This window comes from Candidatus Brachybacter algidus (assembly GCF_016707225.1).
Lineage (GTDB): Bacteria > Bacteroidota > Bacteroidia > Chitinophagales > Saprospiraceae > Parvibacillus > Parvibacillus algidus.
Genome location: NZ_JADJID010000003.1, coordinates 169,884 through 195,270, shown reverse-complemented (window position 1 = coordinate 195,270; position 25,387 = coordinate 169,884). Strand labels below are relative to the sequence as shown.

At 35.9% G+C, this 25,387-nt stretch carries 21 protein-coding genes; 6 read left to right on the top strand and 15 right to left on the bottom strand.

Annotated elements, in window-relative coordinates:
- The 11 genes from IPI15_RS10695 to IPI15_RS10645 all read right to left on the bottom strand — a co-directional run bounded on the left by IPI15_RS10695 (position 1) and on the right by IPI15_RS10645 (position 15,354).
- Complete coding sequence (locus IPI15_RS10695) at positions 1-1,749, bottom strand: M23 family metallopeptidase (protein WP_287420242.1); 1,749 nt, start codon at positions 1,747-1,749, stop codon at positions 1-3.
- Between the two features lie 6 nt (positions 1,750-1,755).
- Positions 1,756-2,754, bottom strand: a complete 999-nt coding sequence (gene meaB, locus IPI15_RS10690) for a methylmalonyl Co-A mutase-associated GTPase MeaB (protein ID WP_287420241.1) — start codon at positions 2,752-2,754, stop codon at positions 1,756-1,758.
- Between the two features lie 135 nt (positions 2,755-2,889).
- Positions 2,890-5,517 (bottom strand): T9SS type B sorting domain-containing protein, encoded by a 2,628-nt coding sequence (locus IPI15_RS10685; protein ID WP_287420240.1) that lies wholly within the window; start codon positions 5,515-5,517, stop codon positions 2,890-2,892.
- A 145-nt stretch (positions 5,518-5,662) separates the two neighbouring features.
- Positions 5,663-6,043 (bottom strand): c-type cytochrome, encoded by a 381-nt coding sequence (locus IPI15_RS10680; protein WP_287420238.1) that lies wholly within the window; start codon positions 6,041-6,043, stop codon positions 5,663-5,665.
- Entirely contained in the window at positions 6,043-6,648 is a 606-nt protein-coding gene (locus tag IPI15_RS10675; protein WP_287420236.1) for an SCO family protein, read from the bottom strand. The genes IPI15_RS10680 and IPI15_RS10675 overlap by 1 nt, the downstream gene beginning before the upstream one ends.
- 66 nt (positions 6,649-6,714) lie before the next feature.
- On the bottom strand, positions 6,715-7,206 hold the full coding sequence (locus IPI15_RS10670) for a hypothetical protein (RefSeq protein ID WP_287420234.1): 492 nt from the start codon (positions 7,204-7,206) through the stop codon (positions 6,715-6,717).
- A 127-nt stretch (positions 7,207-7,333) separates the two neighbouring features.
- Complete coding sequence (locus IPI15_RS10665; RefSeq protein ID WP_287420232.1) at positions 7,334-9,568, bottom strand: DUF5682 family protein; 2,235 nt, start codon at positions 9,566-9,568, stop codon at positions 7,334-7,336.
- Positions 9,569-9,570: 2 nt separating this feature from the next.
- A complete protein-coding gene (locus IPI15_RS10660; protein WP_287420230.1) occupies positions 9,571-11,094 on the bottom strand; it encodes a caspase family protein in 1,524 nt (507 codons plus the stop codon).
- A 513-nt stretch (positions 11,095-11,607) separates the two neighbouring features.
- A complete protein-coding gene (locus tag IPI15_RS10655) occupies positions 11,608-12,987 on the bottom strand; it encodes a di-heme oxidoreductase family protein (protein ID WP_287420228.1) in 1,380 nt (459 codons plus the stop codon).
- Between the two features lie 28 nt (positions 12,988-13,015).
- Entirely contained in the window at positions 13,016-14,074 is a 1,059-nt protein-coding gene (locus tag IPI15_RS10650; protein ID WP_287420226.1) for an imelysin family protein, read from the bottom strand.
- A gap of 17 nt (positions 14,075-14,091) precedes the next feature.
- Positions 14,092-15,354: a porin gene (locus tag IPI15_RS10645; RefSeq protein WP_287420225.1), complete on the bottom strand. Its 1,263-nt coding sequence runs from the start codon at positions 15,352-15,354 to the stop codon at positions 14,092-14,094.
- 374 nt (positions 15,355-15,728) lie between these two features.
- On the opposite strand from IPI15_RS10645, the gene IPI15_RS10640 reads away from it, so the two are divergent.
- Positions 15,729-16,385, top strand: a complete 657-nt coding sequence (locus IPI15_RS10640) for a class I SAM-dependent DNA methyltransferase (protein ID WP_287420223.1) — start codon at positions 15,729-15,731, stop codon at positions 16,383-16,385.
- A gap of 61 nt (positions 16,386-16,446) precedes the next feature.
- Here the strand turns inward: IPI15_RS10640 and IPI15_RS10635 are convergent, their stop codons facing one another.
- Entirely contained in the window at positions 16,447-17,169 is a 723-nt protein-coding gene (locus tag IPI15_RS10635; RefSeq protein ID WP_287420221.1) for an ABC transporter ATP-binding protein, read from the bottom strand.
- A 151-nt stretch (positions 17,170-17,320) separates the two neighbouring features.
- On the opposite strand from IPI15_RS10635, the gene IPI15_RS10630 reads away from it, so the two are divergent.
- Entirely contained in the window at positions 17,321-17,968 is a 648-nt protein-coding gene (locus IPI15_RS10630) for a deoxynucleoside kinase (RefSeq protein ID WP_287401572.1), read from the top strand.
- Here IPI15_RS10630 and IPI15_RS10625 read toward each other — a convergent pair whose 3' ends face one another.
- Positions 17,969-18,136, bottom strand: coding sequence for a hypothetical protein (locus IPI15_RS10625; RefSeq protein WP_287401571.1), 168 nt, complete (start codon positions 18,134-18,136; stop codon positions 17,969-17,971).
- A 161-nt stretch (positions 18,137-18,297) separates the two neighbouring features.
- On the opposite strand from IPI15_RS10625, the gene IPI15_RS10620 reads away from it, so the two are divergent.
- Entirely contained in the window at positions 18,298-19,482 is a 1,185-nt protein-coding gene (locus tag IPI15_RS10620) for an AIR synthase-related protein (RefSeq protein WP_287420219.1), read from the top strand.
- An 18-nt stretch (positions 19,483-19,500) separates the two neighbouring features.
- Here the strand turns inward: IPI15_RS10620 and rdgB are convergent, their stop codons facing one another.
- Complete coding sequence (gene rdgB, locus IPI15_RS10615; protein ID WP_287420217.1) at positions 19,501-20,079, bottom strand: RdgB/HAM1 family non-canonical purine NTP pyrophosphatase; 579 nt, start codon at positions 20,077-20,079, stop codon at positions 19,501-19,503.
- Positions 20,076-20,408, bottom strand: coding sequence for a hypothetical protein (locus IPI15_RS10610; protein ID WP_287420215.1), 333 nt, complete (start codon positions 20,406-20,408; stop codon positions 20,076-20,078). Before IPI15_RS10610 ends, rdgB begins: the two co-directional genes overlap by 4 nt.
- 221 nt (positions 20,409-20,629) lie before the next feature.
- Between IPI15_RS10610 and IPI15_RS10605 the strand changes: the two genes are divergently transcribed.
- From IPI15_RS10605 to IPI15_RS10595, 3 genes are all read left to right on the top strand, one after another.
- Positions 20,630-21,700: a branched-chain amino acid aminotransferase gene (locus tag IPI15_RS10605; protein WP_287420213.1), complete on the top strand. Its 1,071-nt coding sequence runs from the start codon at positions 20,630-20,632 to the stop codon at positions 21,698-21,700.
- Between the two features lie 656 nt (positions 21,701-22,356).
- Positions 22,357-24,468, top strand: a complete 2,112-nt coding sequence (locus tag IPI15_RS10600) for a glycoside hydrolase family 97 protein (RefSeq protein WP_287401566.1) — start codon at positions 22,357-22,359, stop codon at positions 24,466-24,468.
- Positions 24,453-25,361: a UbiA-like polyprenyltransferase gene (locus IPI15_RS10595; protein ID WP_287420211.1), complete on the top strand. Its 909-nt coding sequence runs from the start codon at positions 24,453-24,455 to the stop codon at positions 25,359-25,361. Before IPI15_RS10600 ends, IPI15_RS10595 begins: the two co-directional genes overlap by 16 nt.
- The last annotated feature ends 26 nt before the right edge of the window (positions 25,362-25,387 follow it).

The following is a 25,387-nucleotide window of genomic DNA, read 5'->3' as shown; positions in this document are numbered from 1 at the left end:
TTATCTGTTGAATTTCAGTTCGCGAGTATTCGTATTTTTCAATGCATCAAATACTTCTAATTTAAAAGTATGTGAGCCTTTACTCAGTGAACTTGGAAACACATATGTGATCGTTTTTGTTTTAAGGTCGTACACCATTATTATCAGTTCATCATCAATGTATGCTTTATAATTTAGCATTTCAGTCTGTCCTGCAGGAGTAATGTTATCATCTATTTTGAAAACAATCTTGGAAGTCTTAGTCATATTCGCATTGAATATGATTGGTATTGCAGTTGGTTTTATTGTGTCTATCGAAATATAAAAGCTTCCATAAGATCTGATGTTCCCTGTCATCCAATTTCCTTCCCAGCTGCCTCCCCAATTAGACTCCTGGTTTCTTTCATCGCAGGAAGCAATAAATGCTTTGGACTTTAAATGAGCAGGAACGCCATTCTCTCTAATCTTGACTTTATAATAATCAAATACTGGTACATTCGCTTCCCCAATATTGTATACATTAGAATAGATCTTAGATGACCTGTCGGCATTGGAATTAAAATTTAACTCCTGATCTTTGAAAAATGTTCGTTCGGTAAATAGAACCTCTATACCAGTATCCCTTAATATACTAGGTTTGTCGAAAGGTAATTTATAATTATAATAAGGCAATTTAAATTTTGGATCACCAGATTTACGAAGCACAATAAACTTCATAACAGCTGTATTCATATTAAAATCCTTTACCTCGAATTTTACTCTTTTGGGTTGGTCTATGAATAATTTGAGAACCCCTCTATTTTGTTTGTTTTTAATGATTCTTAGCTTATTGCCGGGAACAGAATAGCATTTGTGTACATAATTTTTTTTATTTCGCTGTTCGGGGTAATCCAGGTGGGCATTGATCATCCTGGTCTGGTCAAAAGAGACGGAATCCATTCGGACGTGATATGCCAAGGTATCGTTGATCCACATTTTGATTTCATAAACTCCATTTTTATTCCAGTTTCCTATCTGCCCGTCTCTTGTATTTATACCCAATCCAACAAGTGAGGAAAATGTCTTAATCGTGTCTCCAGTTGAAGGGACAAAGAACTCTCCCCTTTTTTTGGCCATAAGATTTTTAGCATTAAACTCATTGAACCCTTGGTCCAAATCATATATTCTTGCGTAACTTATTCCTGGGGCTTGATTATCACTCACTTTTATTCCGAATAATAATGGATTGACCGGCAACTCACTTACGGTCCCCCGTATCTCGAAGTGAAGATGAGCACCTTTTGAAGATCCTGTATTCCCCATTTTTGCTATGATCTGCCCTTTTTTAACAGGCAACAATAATGAGTCCGGGTATAACTGCACATCAAATCTTTGCTGGATTAATTGTTGTTTAAGAAGATAATCTGCAATGTTTTTGTCGAAGGACAGTAAATGTCCATATACACTTGTGTAACCATTGGGATGAGCGATGTATAAAGAATATCCATAACCCTGTGGACTGGCACCAATCCTAGCAACATAACCATCTGCCACAGCAAATATATCGTCGCCCACGACTCCGGCTGCTGATTTGATGTCTATGCCGGTATGAAAATGATTAGGCCTTAATTCACAGAAAGTACCAGCGAGTTTAATATCATGATTTACAGGACTTCTAAAATAATTAGTTGAAATAGTTGGCCTAGGCTTGTCAATTACAATAGGTTTCACCACTTCTGAACTACAGGAAAATAACAGGTGGAACATGAAAATTAATAAAAAAGGTAGCATTCTTTGTTATTTTAATTGAAGCTTTATTTTTATTTCTTTTAAGGCTTCTTCTATTTCTAAAGGAATAAAAACATTTGCTTCCAATGGTTTTTTTCTAAAATTACTAATTATACTTTGTACTGATTCTTCCCGACGGATCGCCTCAAATAATTGTTTTTGCAAGCCGAGTTCAAACCAGCTAGTATTTTGCTCATTTCTATTTTTTTCGAAATGCCCAGTTGATTTATATGCCTTTTCAACTTCAAATATTATAGATTCAAGCTCATCTATATGGTAATTTTCTATCGCAGAAATATTTATGATCCTTGGTTCAAAGTTTCTTGATGAATGTTTTAACACTTGAGCAGATTGTTTTATAAAACTAAAAGCATTCTGAGAGCTGGTTTTTAGATTACCGTCATATTTTGTAACAGCAATAATATCAGCTAGTTCTATTATTCCTTTTTTTATTCCCTGGAGATCGTCTCCGCCTCCTGGATTTAATAAAAGCAAAAATAGGTCGCTCATACCTTTTACTTCAACTTCTGACTGTCCTACACCTACAGTTTCAATAAAAATGATATTGAAACCGGCAGCTTCACACAAAAGAATGCTTTCTCTAGTACTTGAATTGACACCTCCTAGTTCCAGTCCGGTAGGAGAAGGTCTCACATATGCATTAATTTGTTGTGATAATTCACTCATTCTGGTTTTATCCCCTAGTATACTTCCATGGCTTTCTGTACTGGAAGGATCTACGGCTAACACTGCAACCTTGAATCCTTTTTGAATTAGAGATATACCCAGAGCTTCGATCAAAGTACTTTTGCCTACACCAGGTGAGCCAGTAACTGCTATACGCAACGAAATACTTTTATTCGTTGAACATCTTTCCAATAATTTTATTGCTTTAGTTCTATATGCCTCATTTGATGATTCTGCCCAAGTGATAGCCCTGGCCAGAAAGACTTTATCTCCATCTTTTATTCTGGTGTAAATTTCGTCTAGAGCAGGATCAAATGACATGAATATCTTTTAATGTAGAAGAAGACAAATATACAGACCTTCCTATTGAATATATAATTTACTCACATATATATAAAAAAAATAAGATGTATATATTTCAATATATACATCTTATTCAATTAAAAGCTATGGTTCTTATCTGTATAGTGTGACTTCTCCCCGACGGGATTCTATTACACCACCTTGAGCCAATTGATATTTAACCACAAATAAGTAAGTATCGCTTGGTGCATCTTTATTATTGAATTTTCCGTCCCAACCATTGTTGGTATTTCCTTCAGTAAATACTTTTTGACCCCAACGATTCACGATGGTCATCTCAAGTATCTGGACACCAAATGGAATAACTGCTTTGAATACATCGTTTTTAGAATCGCCATTTGGCGTAAAAGCATTAGGAACATCTATATAAGGTGCTATTCCTGCAAACCTTACAGCACCAAAACCGGTACAATAATTTCCACCTGGTCCAGAAATAAGACTTGCTTCAATTAGATCATCAGTCGTTTCAACAACTATATCATATGAAGATCCATGAGTGCCTAAATCCCGGCCATTAATTTTCCATTGATATGATGCACCGGGCACAGGATTCTCTACAGAAGCTGTAATAGGATTTCCGATCGCTACATTATCTGCCGGTGACACTGTAATTCCGAAGGCAATAGGCCCAGAGATATGAACAGCTATTCCACCAAATGCAGGGCATCCGTCAAGAATTCCTGAAATTAAAAAGTCTTGATCTAAAGCAGTCGTTAGAATAGTAGTCACGCATTCGACGCAACTTACTTTGTTGGTTGGCGACCAAGCTAAGTTTGTAGCCGGACTTAACACAGTTACTTCGACTGGTTCATTTGGACAGACAGTTGTGTCTGTTGATGAAAGTGCTATCACTGGTTGTTTTACAGTAATTTTAATGGAACCACCAGCTGGGCAGCCATCACTTTTTCCTGTGACAGTAAAAGTCTGTGTAACAGGGGTCGTAATAATGACAGATTTACAATCGGAACAATTTACTCCTTCTGCAGGTTTCCATTCAAGATCCACCATATCTGTAATGACAGTGACAGGCACTGGTTCATTCGCACAAACTATGGTATCCGTAAGGGTAAATGATACAAGTGGAACTTTTACATTTATTTTGATTGAGTCCTCCATATAACAAGCGCCGTTAGTAGTCTTTCTTATATATAGAAAGGTATCTTGAGTTATCAATGTAAGGTTCAAGGCAGTAAATGGTTCGATCCCACCTAAAGGCTGTCCCCAGTCATAGGTTATATCTGGAAAATTGGTTTTGTCATAAGTAGGAGAGGAGAGCACTAAAGTCTCACCTTTACAATAGAAAGGTTTAGGCCAAAAAGTAGTAATTGGTAATTCTGGTAAACTATCAACCTTTACAGTAATTTTTTTAGTGAAAACACAATGTCCGATAGAAAATGTGCCGGTATATTCTGTTGTGACGGTTGGCTTCAAATAAAACGAAGTATCATTTACGAATCTGAATGTAGAATCCATAGGGGTCCACACGATCACACTTGTCTTAGGTGTGTAGCTGTATTTCACCAGTGTGCTGTCACCGAAGCAAATTTTTACTTGATCCGGTGTATCAAGATCAAAGCTTCCTTCAGCTACTTTTATTACAAAGCTGTATTCATTGGTGCATGAACCATCAGTTGCAGTAATCGAAAGATTATATGAAATATCTTTATTGGCTATGATAAATGGATTGTTGAAATCTGTGAAATCAATTCCACTAAAAGGTGTAAATGTATAATTTTTGGCATTTGTGAGATCCCCAAAACTTATTTTTTCACCTTTACAGGCTAGCGTATCAGTAAATGGTTGAGAATAGTTTACTCCTGGAGCCACTTTCATAAAAATAGTATCTGATGCAGTACATCCTTCTATCGTATAACTCACGATAACTGTCGCATTTTGAGAAACTTTGACACTCTGGAAAGCTTTGTTCTGATCAGGAAATAAAGATGCCGGTCTCCAGCTATACGTGCCACCTTGTTGAGCTGTAATAGTATTAAAATCAACGACTTCAGGTCCACATATAGTATCATCACTCGAAGTTAGAATTACACTTGGATTAGTGATTCTAATATCTATGGTGTCTCTGATCTGACATGTTCCAAGATTGACCAATAAATTGACCTTTCCTGAGTTGTTACTTGTGTAGGTAACAGTAGATGAAGTGGTATTGTCCAAACTTGCAGCAGGGCTCCAAAGATAACTAGCACCGCCTTCATCAGCGCTGAGGATAATTTCAGCACCCCGACAGACAGTAATATCTTGTCCGTTGTTTATTTTTGGAGTAAAAGAGTCATGAATTTCCGCTTGGGCACTAGATATAAACACTTGATTTAGCAAATCTATAACAGTCACATTTATATCCTCATCTAACTCTGACAAAATGTCCATAGTCACAATTATAGGAAATACTAATTGAGTCTGCCCAGGGGCAAATGTAATGGTATCAGTAAGGCCTGTGATGTTATAATCCACAAGAGGAGTAGCAGAGCCCAACAAGTTTACAAGATATTTTCTCTCTTCAGTAGGGTCAGCTTCAAGTGTAAAAGTCAGTGTACCATTTACTGCACCACAACTTTCTACAAAAAATTGTCCACCCTCGTTATAGGAAATACTCACATTAACTTCAGCGAGTTTAGGTTTTGAGGGATTTGAAGGAGGTGCAGCAAACATCATATTTAGCTGGGCCAAAAGTATCAAACTTATAAAAGTTATTTTTGGAAACATAAATTCAATTTATTAAACTGCTGTAAACATAATTAATTTCTGTAAAATTTGACATGTTTTTTAACGAGGCAAAGGAGGTTTTTAGACTATTTTAACAAAATAGCTCTACTTCAGAAAATGAATAATCCTTCAACTAAGTAAAATCTCATTTACACTTTAATCTCCAGGCAACGATCGTGTCAAGTTGAGCAGGAGTTTGGCTGGGATTAAATTTGTACTGTAAATAATTGATCAAATTGGTCAATTCAACATCACCTATGTTGGCTACAGGAGGCATTTCTGAAGTTTTATTGCCATTTTTATCGAGTGTATATTTTCCATTTAATATAATACACGGTAGGTGGTTCACCAGGGAATTAACATATATAGATTTGTCTAGCGCAGGATACATCTGTGCGAGCCCTTCTCCATTTACTCCATGACAATTAGAGCATTTAGACAAATATATACGCTCACCCTGTTTGAAAGAATTACAAGAATTAAGGAGAAGAATAAGTCCGATTACAAATATTATGAAGCTTTTCATTAGCCGGCCTTGAGAAGGACTTTGATTTTATCTATAAATTTATCTACATCTGCCGGATCTGTTCCGTTGCAATAGGCTCTGATGTGTCTATCTTTATCTACCAAAATAATGTATCCACTATGGTCATATCCACCAGGAGCATCTGGGTCTTCTAATACAATACTCATATAGTTTTTAGAAATACTGAAGATATCTTCTTTTTTACCTGTCACAAAGTGCCATTTATCATGATCGATGTTCAGCTTATCTGCATATTGCTTTAACTTAGGCACTGAATCATGTCTGGTATCCACTGAATGAGAGAGATATGCCACTTCTGGGTTTTGTTCAAATTCTTTATAAATGCGAAGCATTTGGGCGGTGACCTTCGGGCAAATTGTAGGACAGGAAGTAAAAAAGAAATCAGCTATGTAAATTTTTTCTTTAAATGTAGCTTCAGTTGTGGGCCTGTTGAGTTGGTCAGTAAAAGAAAAAGAGGGTATTTGTGGTTTTTGATTTTCTTCAGTTGGTATACCCAAGTATGGGAGCTCCTCTGTTTGATTGCTTTTGCAAGAAAAAAGAGCATTAGTAATTACTAATAAAAAAAAGATAGAACGAATATGCATCCTACAGATTTTGAATTGTTAAGCCAGCGTGTGCAATGAATCAAATTGAAGAAATTCGAAATCAACTTATTTAACCGGTGTATTCGAGATTGTAAGTCTGGCAACTTTTATACTCTCATCCATGGTCATCTTGACGCCTTCTATTTTAGCTCTTTCTGCTTCAAGAAAACTATTTTTAATAGATTCTAATTTGATAGTATCATAGTTTTCCTTAAAATTATTCATCCAGTCAGACATCATGTTATCAGCTCTGTTGAGCTCGGCAAGGGCATGTCTAAATTGACTTCTAAATTCAGCTTTATCGTTTTGAGCATCGATGCTATCCATCCGCATTCGAATGTCTTGTTTTAAAGTTTCTATTTCATTCATTTGAGGCATTATCTCATCGTGGACCGCCATTATTTCATTAAATAGTGCAGGCTGAGTGCTGTCAATAGTGCTTACTTGACCAGTTTTAGATTGATCCTGACCATCCATCCCAGATGATTTTGAATCTTTTTTGCAACTGATAATTGTAAAAATTCCAAAACAAAGGATTAATATTTTAAAGATGTTCATTTATACAATTTTGCGTAAAAGTAATCAATTGGTTATTAATTTTATTCTTTCCATATTAGAAATTATAATAATAGATAAAAAATCAATTAAATCGAACAATTAGATATTCCATCATAGATTTGTATGTTCAGTGTTTCACTCCGATAAGTTGGTTGATATAGGTCTGAAAGAATGCTTTCAAATCCTCATTTATCATTTCTTCATTTTTGAAATTAAATCCAGGTGACGCGCTGCTCTTGGAATATGATTTAAAACTACTTTTCATAGCTTCAGACATTTTTGAGAAGGCTTTTCTTAATCCAGGCAATACTTCTCTGAATTTTTCGAAATCAATTACTTTTAGCCATTCATTAATAATATCTATTATTTTGGGCACTTCGAAAACAGAAAATACTTGGGTTGAAAGAATGCCATCCAACCATTGTGCAGCATTTTCAATCCCGTCGAGATCACTCAATTCGTATGCCATAATGGTAAATGCCTCTTCATGGGATAAAAATTTGTTTTCAAGACTGATACCTACCAACCATCCCCTCAACAAAGATGGTATCCTGTTATTTTCCGACAACTGGAATAAACTGATTGTCCAGTTTTTGAAAATTAAATCATTGTTTAAAAGCCTCAAAGCAGCATCAAATTTGACCAGAAGATCAGTAAAATCTACCACTTCCTCTTTTGGTAGAGCAATCATTGATTCTTCAAGATTGATAGCTATCCTTGTAGTAAGTTTTTCTATGAGTTCTGTAATATCAGCATTTCCAAGATTTCTAACTGATCCATATTTTGCAAAGCTGATTAAAGTAGGCATGAGTTGAAGCCATTGATTGATCTCATGCGTTTGAAAGATATTATTTTCAATTTTCTGCAAAAATAAATTTGTCAATTCAGGAATCTGAGCGTTGATGATTGGCTTCATGAGAAGCGTCAATTGTGTAGGACTGTCTTCAGCATTTAACTTTTCTTTGATTTTTTCAATAACAGCTTGATTTATGTTAGTACCATAAATACATTGATGAAAAAGGAAGATCAAAAATTCAGTATTCCATTGAAGAGTCCAGTATTCATTAAACGTTCCTTTTGTTGATTTGAAAGGCTCTGATGGAATTCCCCAATCAATACCAAGGAGTGACATTTTCCAAATCAGTTGTGATGCTAGCAAGGATTTTTCATTTCTGAGATCCAAAACGACTTCATATTCTGCATTGTCTTTGATATATTTTTCGAATTTACATTCTTTAACAGTGGCTCTAAAATCTGCTATTAGCGCTTGCTCATTTAGATTCACTGGAACTTCTCCCTGATCATTACCAATGAATGCCTCGTGTATTAATTGAGACATTGAAATTTTACTTTCAATATTGTAAACAGATTTACATGCTTCCATGATCTCATTGATTCCAGGCATATCGAAGCCTCTTAATGAAGCGAGTGTCTGACTAAGGTTAACTGCTTCTAAGGTATGGGCAAGACTAATATCATAACCTGCCTTCCGCATATAAATAGAGAGGGCAGCGGTAATTGTGATCGGTGCAGAAGAACCATATTTGTAAATATGTTCATAAAACAATGGAAATTGAACTCCTGCACTATAATTATTTAGCGAACTCAATCTCTTGTAAGACCATGGTATCCAGCTACATGTAAGGTCTATTTTCGACTTTAACTTTATTAATTCCTTATCTTCTAAAACTGAATAGTTTTTAAAATTTCTGAGAAACGGTAGGTGTGCTGCTCCACAAATTACAGCAGTTTTATTTTCACCTTTCTTTATGCTTTTACGGATTTGTAGGCGCATCCATGCTTCCCTGACCTTGGTATGATGGGTGCTGCCTCTCTCAATGGCAGGCTGGATGGAATCAATTAGCTCGCTGATTCTTTCAAAATAATTCAATTGATTATTAACTACTTCGAAGTTAATCTCCCACCATTGCTCAACATCTTCAATTCCCTGAAGCTTGCTCAAGTAGGCGAAAGCTTCTTCTGTGTTTTTTAGCGGGTAAGAGTGAGACGTCGACTTTGCTTGAGTATCCTCCTTGACTGGATAATACCCCAAAGGAAGGTCAATGAATTCTACAGGAACATTATTTTCTTTGGCATATTTTATGGCGATCCATTCCGGTGAAAAGATTGCAAAAGGGAGGATGTAAGTGTTTTGCTGGTGACCTTGTCGAAATAGCAAGATGCTTGCAGGAGGGCGAATCTCATGGATCACCATTTCGTCCAGCAGTTTCTGAGCGTTTTGAGGACCTTCTATTAATATTATTGAAGGCTGGTAAGATTCAAGGTACTCTTTTAAATGCCTTGCGCAGCCGGGACCATGATGGCGGATGCCTAAAAATTCTATATTATCATTAAGTTTCAATTCTAAAACCTAACTACGCCAACAGGCATATTATTATCATAATTCCCTGCGATAACAGGGGTCTGGGCATTGCCTGAGAATTTTTTAACATTTGCATAGACATAATCATAAAGCTCACGGATCGTAATGATCCTGTCTTTATTTAAATCACACGCACCTTTTAGACCATCTATTAGGTAATGGCTGAAAACACCTTGACGCATTCCTGAAGATTCTAAAGAAGTTTCTTCCTGTTTTGATGAGAGTAAGAATGCGGTTCCTCCTTTAGTTTTTTCAAAAGTAGAGTAGAAGAGGTCCAAAGATTCTCCATAGGCAGATCTTTGGGCCATTAAACTACCTGAATAACAAGCATCAGCTATGCACAATTTATGTTTGGCTTCGCTGTTTTCTAATACTCGCTTGATCTCATCATAACTGATCCTATTTTTGTACCCGTCAGAGTCAAATGGTAAATAATATCCATTGATACCATGTCCGGCGAAATATAACATGATGACGTCATTAGCATCTGCTTTCGAGAAAGTTGTTTTGATAGTTTTCATAATATTCTCTCTGTTTGCCGCTTCGTCAACGAGGATCTTAACCTGATCATCAGGTACAGCGCCACCTTCCGGACTTTTCAGAAATGCATACAACTGATAAGCATCATCATCTGTATATTTAAGCTGGGGAAGATCAGAGTATCGACCTACACCTATTACTACTGCCCAGATCTTAACTTGTTTGTCAAACAATGAACTTGCGATTGGCTTCTCTGCAGGAGCTTCGTAATTAGACTTTTGTGCCTTCCCGTTTGCCCAATTAGATTCTATTTTCCGTCCATCTGAATAATAAAAAACACCATATCCTTCAGGTTTGTCATTTTCCCACTCGCCCATATAAATATCACCATTTGAATAAAAACAAACGCCAGATTGGTCGGGTTTTCCATCGTTCATTATACCTTCCCATTTTGATCCGTCAGGGTATGAAAAAAGACCAAGTCCACCTTCACAATTCATGCTGTTACAATCTCTGAGTCTCTTACTTTTGCCTTTCATTAAGGAAGCAATACTTCGTTGCTCATCCAGTGCTCCGTTTTTCCAAATACCTTCTATAATATCATCATTACTGGCTTTATACTTACCCGGTCCATTCGCATAGCTATTTGACCACATACCCGAATAGATTGATTTATCTTTGTATTGAAAAGTGCCGTAACCTTCGAATTTATTGTTTTTAAACTCTCCTTCGAACCTTTGGTTACCATTGGCTATCATGAGCTTCCCATATCCTGTGCGAACATCGGATCTCCATTTCCCAATGAAACGGTCGCCATTAGCTGATATCATGATACCTGTTCCATCGAATTTTCCTTCAGAAAACTCTCCGATATAAGTCGTGCCACTTTTAAATTTTAATACGCCCTGACCTTCATCACAATCGCCGGAAAGACATTGGCTAAATCCCGCTTGAAGACTTAATAGCAACATGGTTACTGTAAAGAAAGGAATGAAAAAAGTGTGGAATAGGGTCGCTCTAATCATGTTATTGATTATAATATTGTTCTTTGGTTAAATCGGATAGATCGAAAAGGTTGCTAATAGAATCAAATATCAAACGCAAGGTAGGGCATTAAATTATAATTGTTTATATATTTATTAGTTAAGATGTGGGGATGTGAGGAAATTGAAAATGGGGCGAAGGAGGGGAAGTTGTGGTTGAAGTTAGGTTTACGATATGAAAGTTGACGCTGATGGCTAATAGCTAATGGCTGATGGCTTTATTGTGGATGCGAGAAGAATATTCTTCGGAGCAAAATACTGTATTGAAATGAAAATTAAAGCTTAGACTTTTGAAGAAAAATTATGATAATTTAAAAAGTGGTACTGTAGGGACATGTCGCGACCTGTCCCTACAGTACCACATTTTAAATGTAGAAACTACAGATTAGAAGACTTTCATTCCAATGGGAACTTTATAAATTATTGAAATTGTTGTTTTGTAATTTGTAATATGGGTCCAGGATTAACCATTACTGATTACCTGGTACCAATATTCTAAAGACTATTAAGAAATAAGAGCAGTTTCTCTTTATCCTTTTTCGATAATTTCGCATATCCATCTTTAGAAGATCTACCTTCTCCGTCATGCCACATAATAGCTTCTTCTAGGTTTCGTGCTCGTCCATCATGCAGAAAATTAGTATGGCCGCCGACTACTTGTGTGAGGCCAATCCCCCATAAAGGCGGAGTTCTCCATTCGTTTCCATTGGCAAGACCATCAGATCGATGATCTGCCAGACCTGGACCCATGTCATGTAATAGCAAATCGGTATAAGGTTGAATAGATTGATTTGCAAGGAAAGGATGATCCGAATTTGGACCGGTTTGCATTTTGGAGGTATGACATTTTTCACAGCCTATATATGCGAATAATTTTTTACCATATATCACATCGGGCAGGTTTTGTCTGCGCGGCGCAGGAACTCCTAATGATTGGGCGTAAAATGTTGCTAGACGCACCACATCATCCGTAACTTCAGGGTCATCTGCCTTGCTATCTTGTTGAACTTGACCATAAGAAGGATCCTGGGGCAAATAAGGACTACTCAATCCCATATCTTCCAGAAATGCATGAGCTGTTTGGTTGTATATACTAGGTTGAGATGCTTTCCACCCAAAGCGTCCAATTGCCATTTTGCCGACCCTGTCATCGTAAACATAATTTAATCGGCCCGATATTCCGTCCTTGTTTTTATCATCAGGATCTACTCTCTTTAAGAGCTCCTCCTCAGAAATAGATTCAAGCAATCCCAACCCGAAAATTGGTGGCCCTATTCTAACAGACATCTGAACTTCTGACGGGAAGGGTAGGTAAGTATTAAATATTTTAAATACTGGTCTTCTCAATGTATAAGATGAGCCATCCGCCATCAGTCCCTCTATGAATTCATTGAAATAAGACAATTGTCCTTCAGGTATAACTCCAAAATTAGCTTTAGTCTGCAATTGGGTACCAAATCCAGGAACAGAAATATTCTCTCCATGAATACCAGATCCAGGCAAACTTATCCTGGCAAGAAGCCCACCCATGTCGGATCCTGATTCCGGAAAGGCAGCGCGTCCATTTTTGGGATGACAAGATACACAGGCATTTTGAACGAATATAGGGCCAAGACCACTGTTTTGAGGCGAAGGCGAAGTGACAAAGATGGATTCAAAAAGCAAATCTCCAGAGCGATGATCATCTAAGCCTTCTTTATCCAAGTTTGCAGCCGGTTGTTGAAATGAGTTTGAGAATTCTGTAAAGATTGTAGTACTTCCTCCAGCATTAATATCATTTAAGGATTCTTCTACGGCTTTTGTACAAGATAAAAATGTGAGATTTACAAACAAATAAAATCCCGTATATATTAGTGCACTATTAGTAAATCTCACAGTAATTTTTTATGAATTAGGCAAAAGCCTAAAGTGAATTAATAAGAGGCTCTAATTTTGACTTAATTAAAGTCTCCAGAGTTTTTACCTTGTCTTGAGCATTTGATACAGCTACTTTATTGTTAAATACAGCATCAGAAAAAGTGCCCGGGATGGCTTCGATAGCATTAATAGCTTCTGATATTGCAGTTTTTAATTCAGCATCCAATGCATTATTTTTTTCTTTAACGATGGATGATAGCCCGAGCCCTGTTGAACCATTTACACCACCTAGATAAATATTTTGAATACTTCGCATATTGTTAGCAAAATCGGCTTTACTGTTTGCGCTGAATCTTGATTCTTCAAACAATAGATTTTCGGATGAAAAAGGTTCATCAATCTTACCATTGCCAACTTCATCTGCTATGAGCAACATTCCATCTTTGAATTCCTGAATAGCTACCTTTTGCGATATGTAGGTGTTATTTCCTGCCTGACCTGCGGTTTTTATTATTGCGCCGAAATTTCCTCCGTCTGCTTTCCATGCATTGTATAGTTGTGATGTGGCTCCTTTCAGACTCTGTGCACATGCCTGTAGGTATTGGAACTGTCGGTCAGTAAGTTCACTAACCGGTTTGTCGCCGTTCAACCCAAATAATAACCATTCTAAAGTGTGAAATCCTTTAACGGTGCCTTCCAATGCATCCAAATATGATTTAGTAATATTATCTGAGGAATTTAGTACAGCGTTTAAGTCTTCTACATTTACTGGCCACGAATCCATTGCAGGATCTAAGCCTTGTGCATCAACAGGTCCAAATAAAAAACCTTCTGATTGTTCCCATGGAATTCTAGTAGCTCTCCAGGCTTCGCGTCCTGCCTCCAAATTGGCTTGAGTTCTGGCATTATTCAATGTTCCTAGTGCAGTAACAAGATCACCGGCTTTTTCGTCCAGATTTTTATAAGTGGATAAAATTACATTATCAACAATATTGTCAATCTCCGAAGTGAATTTGTTGTCTATATTGCTGATTTCATCGTCTTTACATGCTACAAATGAGGTAGTTACGCAAAATAGTAAAATAATTTTTTTAATTGTATTCATGTTAGTTATAGTTTTTGTTATTTGATATAATATCCAAACCCAAGAGAAAAAGTGTCTTGAATTTTATTTTCTACGATTCCTAAGTATTGTCGTGCAAATTGGGTTTTAAATACCAGCCATGTATTTGGCATATAATTAATACCGCCGGTATAAGTATTTCTATCCCATCGAGGATTGTCAAAGATGAGTCCTTGAGTTGAAAATTGCGTGTCATATGAATCTACTCTTACGAACAAATACAGCTCTCCGTTCGGATGCTTCTTTAATAGGTCAAATGGCTCAAAGGCAACCTCAGCACTCCACCCCATGGCAGATTTTCCAACAGGTGTTCTTTTTACATTAAGGTTATTGGAAAGATTTCGATTCGCTATACTGACGGCTTCAGAATTTTGTAAAGCACCATACAGAACAATTCCTGAGAATTCGAAGGGCTCCAACTCATAAACAACGTGGGCTTCTATCATTGCAAGATTTGCATCAAACTGCAAATCAGGTTTAGGTCGGTTGTTTCTGGTATTTCCGTAATAACCTGATATACCAATAAATTTTTCATATCCAAATTCATAATCCAAACGGGCTACTCCTGCAATATCATTTACGTTGGTGGCTTCGAATCTTCTTTGATTGCCTCTTTTTATAAAATTTGCAGAGTTGAATGCACTACCATCTAAGCCATTGACAATGCCTGCGTGCCATACCCAGTTTTTTCCTAATCTGCCATTCAACATTACACCATATTCTGTCCAGTGGGTCGGGAGAATGGTGTTTTCCATATCTGAAACATTTGTGGTGTGGTATTCTGTTGGTTCGTCTAAGAATCCAATCAGTCCAAAAGGCACCTTTAAACGACCGAATGAAATATTGAAATTTGGAGAGAAGTCGTATTTGAAGTTAAACTGCTCTAACCATATCTCACCGCCTTTTTCTACTTCATATTCATATTCACCAAACTCTTCTAATGGGTCGAATTCTATTGCAACTCCTGTTCCTCCTGCCTCGATTTCGAGTTCCGTGTTGAAAGACCACTTTTTAGAAGGTCGGTATGACAATTCCAGGACTGCTCGTTCAAACTCTATGTCATTTCTTTTCTGAGGAAGTAGCTGCCAATTATAGTTATTATAGTTCATAACCCCATACGATGAGACTGTAAATTTATCATACCAATGACTTGGTTTTACGGTCGCTTCCTCAATACTATCAAGCATAGACTGAGCATAAGTGGTAAAAGATAGTAAGAGTAATAAAGTAATAAAAGCGGCAGTATATATTGATCTAAACATAGTTTGTTTTTAAAAATATTCGCAAATATATAAATATGATTATTATTATGTAGAATAAGTCTAAATAAAATTAGAAAAATGATGAAGGGCAAAATTTTAATGATTTTTTTCCACCAATTGAAGTTGGAGGCAAATGAATGCGAAGAGTAAAGGGTAGCTTTTGATTTGAAAGAGCCTGGCTTGAATTCTAAATGATTAAGGGAATTTGATTTAAGGTGGTTCAATAGCCTTTGATTTTAGCCATAGGCAACTTAAACATTATATAGTATTTGTTAATTTTGCACTTTCAAGTTTGAATTTTGGAAAATTATACCTTCCAAACTAAATAATATTAAATTCCATCTGTTCTTTAGCCTAACATAAAGTAATTAAATATGAAAAATCATACCGATGAAGATAAAACTGCAATTGCAGTATCCGTATTTGACAAAAATGCTGAATTATATAGTCAGAAGTACATGGATGTATCTATTTATTACGACTCGCTAGATTTATTCTGTGATTTAATTAAAATCCAAAATGCTGATATTATCGATCTTGCATGCGGTCCTGGCAATGTGACTAAATATTTATTGGATAAAAGGCCGGATTTTAAAATGCTTGCTACAGATCTCTCGCCCAAAATGCTTGAAATAGCCAAGGAGCATAATCCATCCGCTACATTTATTTTGCTTGATTGTAAGGACATAGATCAGTTGGAAGCGTCCTATGATGGTATAATGTGCAGTTTTGCTTTCCCATATTTGTCAAAAGAGGAAGTGATTAAATTTTTGAAAAATGTTACCAAAGTATTGAAGGAGGATGGGGTGATATACATAAGTACGATGGAAGATAACAATTTAAATTCAGGATGGGAATCAGGTTCTACAGGAGACAAAATATTTATGAATTATCATGAGGAAAGCTATCTAATCTCAAACTTAAAAGAAAATAATTTTGAAATAATTGATCTTAGCAGAATAACATATCCTGGTAAAGCAGATAAAATGATTGTTGACCTTATTATCATTGCCAAACTGACAATGAAGTGATCCTTATATATTTAAATGTATTTACGTAGCAAATAAATTTCTAAATCAACTTCGATATACCTTAACTTAAAATCGGATTCAAACTTCTTAATGCATTAGGGTTTATCTCGTCATTTTCAATCAAACCATCTCTGAGTCTTACGATTCGGTGGGCATATTCTGCGATGTCTGGTTCATGTGTCACAAGAATAATAGTGTTTCCAGCATTATGGATTTTTTCAAAGATTGCCATAATCTCTAGTGAAGTTTTTGTGTCGAGATTACCTGTTGGCTCATCCGCAAGTATTATAGCCGGATCATTCACTATAGCTCTTGCGATAGCAACACGCTGCCTCTGTCCACCTGACAATTCATTCGGTTTGTGATCCATTCTATCACCAAGTCCAACCATTTCCATTGCTTGCTTTGCCTTAGCTATCCTTTCTTTTTTTGAAAGACCGGCATATATTAATGGAATGGCTACGTTGTCTAATGAAGAAATACGAGGAAGCAAATTGAAGGTTTGAAAGACAAAGCCTATCTCCTTGTTCCGAACAATCGCAAGTTCATTATCCGACATTTGGCTAACATTGGTCTTGTTTAAGAAATAATCGCCTCCGGTAGGCGTATCCAAGCAACCCAACACATTCATTAAAGTTGACTTTCCTGAACCTGAAGGACCCATTAAAGCTACATATTCATTTCTGTTAATAGATAAAGTTATATCTCTTAAAGCGTGCAAACGCTGTTCTCCCATGATATAGATCTTGGAAAGGTGGTTAATATCAATTACAGCTTCTTGCATATTATTTTCATGAAATATTGAACGCCAATGATAAGATACATTCTCTGAATTATCAGATATATTAGATAGTTTGTATCAAATAATCGTCAAAAATAATCAAATGTTGAAGAAATTGTTTTGTTAACCGATTTCTTCACCTTACATTTGGCACATGGAAGAAACCGTTAAACATCCTAGGCATATTGCTATAGCTGGAAATATCGGAGCCGGTAAGACATCATTGACGACCTTGTTAGCTCAGCATTTTAAATGGGATGTCCATTATGAGGATACAGAGAGCAATCCTTATCTTTCAGATTTTTATGTGGATATGACCAGATGGTCTTTTAATCTTCAGATATATTTTCTCAATAGCAGATATAAACAAATCCTTAAAATACACAAAGGCGGTAATACTGTTATTCAGGACAGAACCATCTATGAAGATGCTTATATCTTTGCTCCGAATCTCCACGAGATGGGACTCATGAGCCAACGTGACTTTAATAACTATTTTGATCTTTTTAAAACCATGTCATCGCAAGTCAAGGCGCCAGACCTTCTAATATATATTCAGGCTACTATCCCAACTTTAGTGGACCATATTCATAAAAGAGGCAGAGATTACGAGGGTAATATGAGTCTGGATTACTTAAAAAAACTTAATAAAAGATATGATTCCTGGATCGAAAGTTATACTGAAGGTCCTTTGCTCATCATTAATGCGGACAAATTGAATTTTATCGATAGTAAAGATGATCTGGGTGCAGTCATTGAAATGATCGATGCAGAATTAAACGGTTTGTATTCGAATCTTTAATTAAGGTAATTTAATAACAACCTCATTTTCCTGATTAGAATCAACCGAAGAAGTTGGCTTTGTTGAAAGTACCAAATAAGTTAACAAGATGAGAAATAACGCGAAAGCTAAAACAGCATTTTTTTTCATGGTCTTAGCTTTAGACAATTGATTGATTGAACGATACATGAGAAAAAAATTTAAAAATGGAATTATTGTATTGCTTAAGAATATCAACGTCAATTTATTTCTTTAAAGTTCATTAAAACTTAATTTCAATAAGATTTATGCCGATTTTCACACAAATATAACACATTAAATTATTTCGTAATATATTATTTTAAATTTTTATGGAGTCAAAGTATAATTTAAGAGGTGTTTCAGCGGATAAAGAGGACGTACATGCTGCTATAATTAACCTGGACAAAGGTTTATTCCCATCAGCTTTTTGTAAAATTTTACCTGACTTTGTTGCTAATGACGAAGAATATTGCAATATTATGCATGCAGATACGGCCGGGACTAAGACTTCATTAGCCTATTTGTACTGGAAAGAGACTGGTGATATCTCGGTATGGGAGGGCATCGTACAAGATGCCATTGTCATGAATACAGATGACATGGCTTGTGTAGGCTGCATCGATAATATCATCCTTTCGAGTACCATCGGAAGGAACAAAGCATTGATTCCCAAAGAAGTATTGGCTACTTTGATCGGCGCCACATCAAAGTTTATTGAGAAAATGGCTGATCTTGAAGTTCGCATAGTTTTGGCAGGAGGAGAAACAGCAGACGTTGGAGATATTGTCAGGACAGCTGATGTTGGCTTTACTGCTTTTGGAAGACTAAAAAGAAAAGATCTGGTTATCAATAAAATTCGTTCAGGTCAAGTTATAATTGGGTTTGAATCTTATGGCCAATCAACCTATGAAACGGAGTACAATAGCGGAATTGGCTCAAATGGTCTTACGATGGCCCGTCACGAATTGTTTCATCATGACTATGCTGATAAATATGAAGAAACCTATGCTCCTCAGATCGATCGAAAATATGTTTATACAGGTAAGTTTAAAGTAGATGACAACGTAATCATAGGTGGAAGAAATCATCCAATAGGTAAACTGGCATTATCACCTACCAGGACATATTTACCTGTATTGAATGAAATTCTAAAAAATCATAAGGAAAGTATTCATGGCATTATTCATGCTACAGGAGGCGGTCATACAAAGGTTTTGAAATATTGTGATGCACCTGTTCATATTATAAAGGATAATCTTTTTGAGGTTCCGCCTATTTTTGATATTATCCAAAAGTCAACAGACACTTCATTAACAGAGATGTATAAAGTCTTTAATATGGGAACCAGGCTGGAGATATACATAGATGCTGAAGCTGCTGCTTCCATTATTGAAATATCCGCAATATTTAATATCAGGGCTCAAGTGATAGGAAGAGTAGAAGGCTCTAAAGATAATTCAATGTCTGTAACAGTGATAACAAATACAGAAACTCTTGTATATCAAGAGAAATAGCTGTTTCGGTCTAAAGATTTATTTCGTATTTTTCCATTTCAATAAATCCTGAATTGCTAAATACCGATGGCTGATTTTGTTTTTTTCTACTTCAGAATACTCTGCTAAGGTTCTTGTGTCACCAATTGGAATGAAAATTGAATCATAGCCAAATCCATTTATTCCTTTTTCTTCAAAAGATATATTTCCATACAATCTACCGGTAAAGGATCTTGAAATATTCTTGCTTTTTAAGTAAATGCAACATTCGAAATATGCGCTTCTATCTTTAACATTTACCATGTTTTCAAGCAATAATCTTCTGTTGCTGCTATCATTTGCATTTGGACCTGAATATCTGGCAGAATATACTCCGGGTGCGCCATCTAATGATGAAACAACAAGACCTGAATCATCTGCAATTGTCGTTTCTTTTACATAGTTAAATAGGGTGGTGGCTTTCAATTGAGAGTTTTCTTCAAATGTGTGTCCTGTCTCCTCAATTTCAGGTATGTCAGGGAAATCAAACAAAGAATATACATTGTACTCTTTTCCAAAGATTTCTTTGAATTCATCCAGCTTGTGGCCGTTTTTGGTAGCTATTAATAACTTGTTCATTTTCCAAATAATGCTTTAAAACTTAACCAAAACTGAGCTTTTTTAGTGGAGTCTTCAACTATCTCTTTCATTGAAAAAGTCTCGAATAGGGTGTGTATTCCAATTTTATTGACAGAATTAACTTGAGTTTGCCTGAACCCGGTAAGGTTACTGCCAAAGAACGCCAAAACAATTGGTTCCTTATGTTCTAAAATACCGGACCAATCCAATACCTTATTCTGATCAATTGAATGAAACAAAACATCTTGCTCTGTATCCATTCCAAGAGCTTTAGTAGTTTTTGTAAGGTTATCTACGAAATCCGGATTATTGGATTCCTCCGAAGACATAAAGAGTATTATTTTTTTTTTGAATTCAGGTGAAAAAAATATTGAATTACTTTTATTTCGAGTTCTATATATTTTTGTTTGAAAGATTGGCATCAGCGGAATATAATTTGTTAAAGCTAATTTTTTAAGCTATAAAAGAAATATTATTATATTAATCTTTAAAATATGTATTTAATATTTTGCAATTAATTTATTACATTTGTAAATAAACCTTCTTGCAGATGACAAATATAAGTATTACACCGGTAACTAAATCAAGAATCACTGAAGTTGATTTCGACAATCTTGGGTTTGGAAAGATTTTTTCTGATCACATGTTTGTTGCAGATTACTACGATGGCGCATGGCATGATTACAGAATTGTTCCATTGGAAAAAATGTCTATACACCCCGCCAATATGGCTTTGCATTACGGACAGTCAATATTCGAAGGCTTAAAGGCCAGTAAGGATAAAGACGGAACTCCGATGCTTTTTCGTCCAGAAAAAAATATAGAAAGACTTAATAGGTCAGCAGTTCGCATGTGTATGCCGGAATTTCCTTTGGAAGATCTTTTGGAAGCTATGAAAACTTTGGTTCTTATGGAGAAAGAATGGATTCCTACTGCAGTTGGTTCATCCTTGTATTTGAGACCATTTATGTTTGCTACTGATGAATATCTTGGTGTAGCTGCTTCTACTACATATAGATTGATGATCCTCGCATGTCCTTCTGGTGTTTATTATTCAAAACCAATAAAGTTGCTTGCAGAAGACCATTACGTTAGAGCTGTAAAGGGTGGTGTAGGTGAAGCGAAGACTGCAGGCAATTATGCTGCATCTCTTTATCCTGCAAAATTAGCAAGAGAAAAAGGCTTTGACCAAATACTTTGGTTGGATGGTATCTATAATAAGTATGTTCAGGAAGTTGGTACGATGAATATCTTCTTTGTATTGAAAGATAAAGTAATGACTCCTGCTGAAGATGGGGCTATCCTGAAAGGGGTTACAAGAAATTCTCTAATGAGGATTCTCAAATCAAGAGGAATAGAAGTTGTAGAGAAATTAATATCAATAGATGAAGTTATTGACGAATATAACAAGGGTAATCTGATAGAGATTTTTGGAGCAGGCACAGCTGCGGTTGTTACAAATGTTAGTTCAATGACTTACAAAGATATAACTATTTCTTTTGACGAATCCAATTGGGAATTGTCAAACAATCTGAAAAATACAATTAATCAATTGAGAAATGGAGAAATAGAAGATACTTTCGATTTCACAATGAGGATTGAGGAACCCGTAGCCATCTAGAAATTTTAAAAATATATTTTGAGTGCGTACTAAGTTGTTTTTAGTATGCACTTTTTTATTTGAGCAATAAGCTATGAAGATATTTTACTCAAGTCTCGGTAGTCAAATTTTCTTTTTTGAAAGATAAATTTAAATTTTAATAAAATGTTAGATGTTAGAAGCTTGTCCGACATAGCTATGGCGAGGGCGGGGTAAATTTTAGATGGCTTTCCATAAATCTAATTGATATTTTTTCTATTAAACCTATTAAAGAAAAAATATGAATCCTTTGATTAAGCTCCCCGCCGTCACTTTGGCTAGTCGGGCAAGCATCTAACATCTAACATCAGCCATCTCTTTGTTTCTTAACTGCCGAAACTTGAATTATTTTATATACATAAAAATTCAATATTAAATGTTATTATTGCCTTGCTTTTGTTCGGAAAAGCCTTTAAATACTTGAAGTAATATAAAAATATATTCAAAAATTTCGCTTAAAAAAGTGAATTTCAATATGTAATTTCTTGTTTTTTTGAGCTGTATTCCGGGTTGATTTATCTTATTTATATTACCTTAATTCGTATCTCAAAATGCATCAGATAAATTTATTAAAGATATCTATACCCTTTTTTTTCTTCTTTTTTTCTTCTTTTTTGCTTCAATCAAGAGACATTAACATGACTTCCCCTGGTGGTAAGATCCAGGCTACATTTTATATTAATTCTGATGGAAGTATAGGTTATACAGTTGCAGCTTCAAGCCAGAATTTTATTAAAGAATCTAAATTGGGTATCAGGATAAAGGAAGATGAATTATTTGACTCTAACTTTCTGATTAAAGCAGATTCTTCTGCTGTTGATAACACTTGGGAGCCTGTCTGGGGAGAAGAGTCAACGATCCGCAATCATTACAAAGAGTATATATTTAGATTGTGTGATCTTAAAAATAAAGATATTCAATACAATATCATTTTTAGATTATTCGATGATGGTCTTGGGTTTCGGTATGACTTTCCTAAGCAACCATTGCTTAATTATTTTACCATAATTGATGAATTAACTGAGTTTAATTTGTCAGGTGATTTTAAAGCCTTTTGGATTCCTGGTGATTATGATACTAATGAGTTTCAATATAGTACTACCAAGATATCCGGTGTCAGCAGAGCTAAAAACCCTACAAGTACAAGCATTTCTGGCGCTTTTGAATTTGGCGATCATACTACACAGACTCCCTTGATGTTAAAAGCGCCTTCAGGCCTTTATGTCAATATCCATGAAGCAGCCCTCATCAATTATCCGGCTATGGAATTGGATGTAGATGTTCAAAAGTATAAATTGAAAGCACATCTTGTGCCGGATGCTGTAGGTAATAAAGCCTACATGCAGACTCCATGTGTCACACCCTGGAGAACAATAGTAGCAAGTAAAAAAGCGACAGAAATTCTTGCATCAAAAATAATTCTTAATCTTAATGATGCGGCACCAATCGCGGATTATTCTTGGATAAAACCAATGAAATATGTAGGTATTTGGTGGGAGATGCACGTCAATAGGTCGACATGGAATTATTCAGATGAATCAAATACAAAAATTGGTGTTACTGATTATTCGACCTTAAAACCAAATGGAAAGCACGGTGCTAATAATGAAAATGTAAAAAAGTACATAGATTTTGCTGCAGACAATGGATTTGGAGGTGTCCTGGTAGAAGGATGGAATGTAGGTTGGGAAGACTGGTTTGGCAAATGGAAGGAAGATGTTTTTGACTTTGTAACACCTTATCCGGATTTTGACATTCAAATGTTGAGTGACTATGCCAAGTCAAAGAATGTAAGTTTAATCATGCATCATGAGACCTCAGCATCTGCGACCAATTATGAGCGTCATCAGGATGCAGCACTGGATCTTATGAAAAAATATGGTTACCCTGCGGCCAAATCTGGATATGTCGGCAGAATAATACCAAGAGGAGAACATCATGATGGTCAATGGATGGTCAATCATTATAACAGAACGGCAGCTAATTTTCTTAAAAATAAGTTGATGTTGGATGCTCATGAGCCAGTCCGTCCGACCGGCCTGCAAAGAACCTTCCCCAATTGGATGGCGTCTGAAGCTGGACGAGGCATGGAATTCAACGCATGGAGCTCAGGCAATCCTCCTGACCATGAGACCATTCTACCTTTCACAAGATTGATGGGTGGCCCAATGGATTATACACCTGGAATTTTTCAGACGGATTTATCTTACTACGATAAAAATAAAAAAGAAACTATCCATACTACGTTGGCGAAGCAGTTAGCGCTTTATGTCACTATGTATAGTCCACTTCAAATGGCAGCTGACCTTCCGGAAAACTATTTAAGATTCCCTGATGCATTTCAGTTTATTAAGGATGTAGCAGTCAACTGGTCGCGTTCTGTGTATCTGGATGCTGAGCCTGGAGACTACATTTATGTGGCTAGAAAGGAAAAAAGCGGTAACAATTGGTTTGTCGGCTGCATAACTGATGAAGTGTCGAGAAAAGCAAATATTTCTTTAAATTTCTTAGATCCAGGTAAGACTTATAAAGCAACTATTTATGCAGATACAAAAGATGCTGATTATGAGAAAAATCCAATGAGTTATAAAATAACCAATGTTTTGGTCAACAATAAGTCGAAATTGCCTATTTATCTTGCACCTGGCGGAGGTTCCGCAATCACTATTCAGTATGCTTCTAAAGCTGATATTAAAGCATTGAAAAGCATTGATAATAAGTCATTTATTGAGAAATGGGAGAAGAAGTAAACGCTTCAGAAAAAGATACAATCAGGGCGGGAATTAATAAATATTTATCACTCGTCACTTTTAGTCATACTATTTTTGCTATGCCCTTTGCGATGATTGGCTTTACAATGGGCGTTGTAAAAATGGAGAATTTTGATCCAATGATATTGGTCAAAGTTATATTATGTATGATTTTCGCCCGAAGTGCAGCAATGGCTTTCAATCGCTACCTTGACAGAGATATAGATGCCATAAACCCAAGGACAAAACAACGGGAAATACCTTCAGGTAAGATTACTGAGCGATCTGCATTACTATTTGTAGTGCTCAATTGTTTGGCCTTTGCCTTAACTACCTTCTTTATTAATGAACTATGTTTTTTCCTTTCTCCAATTGCTTTGGCAGTAATATTAGGATATAGCTATACCAAAAGGTTTACGGCACTTTGCCACTATGTATTGGGGGTTGGATTAGGATTAGCGCCTGTTGGGGCTTATCTTGCTGTCACAGCTTCATTTGATTGGATACCTGTCATTATAGGATTGACAGTATTGACCTGGGTTGCCGGATTTGATATTATTTACAGTCTTCAGGATGATGCGTTTGATCAAGAGCATAAGTTGCACTCGATTCCTGCCCTTGTAGGTAGAAAAAATGCCCTGAGGATTTCAACCACTAGTCATATCATGAGTGGAATTGGAATGATTATCACGCTTATACTAATGAGAAGAGATTATCCTCAAGTTAACTTATTGGGATATATAGGAGCAGCGATTTTTCTGGCGATGTTAATCTATCAGCATACTTTAGTTTCTGAAAATAATCTTAAGCGAGTCAATTTGGCCTTTATGACCACCAATGGAATTGCAAGTGTGGTATTTGGTTCTATGGTCATACTCGATTTTTTTATTTAGCTTGAAAATATAAAATATAACTTCTT